Origin of the sequence: Cohnella sp. GbtcB17, from assembly GCF_019091135.1 — a bacterium.
Lineage (GTDB): Bacteria > Bacillota > Bacilli > Paenibacillales > Paenibacillaceae > Cohnella.
Genome location: NZ_JAGXJW010000502.1, coordinates 1 through 234 on the forward strand (window position 1 = coordinate 1; position 234 = coordinate 234).

At 66.2% G+C, this 234-nt stretch carries 1 protein-coding gene; it reads left to right on the forward strand.

The genetic code is table 11. The annotated features are described in order from the left end of the window. Positions 1-234: hypothetical protein (locus tag KVT38_RS34280; protein WP_217598154.1), on the forward strand; the 234-nt coding region annotated here is incomplete at both ends.

Here is a 234-nt window from a genome sequence, read left to right on the forward strand (position 1 = left end):
GCTCGGACATCGGGCGGTCCGGCACGTTCGGGCCGTCCAGCATCGTCACGAATTCCGTATACGACGACGACAGGCAGCTGATCGGCTATCTGGCCTTTCTCGTGGTCCTGTCCGCGTTCCTCGAGCGCAGCGCGGCGTTCGCCGGCAGCTACGAGACGCAGACGCTGCTGTACGTCCGCGAGGACGCGTTGATCGATTACCTCGGCGCGACCGATCTGGCCTCTCCGCCGGTGC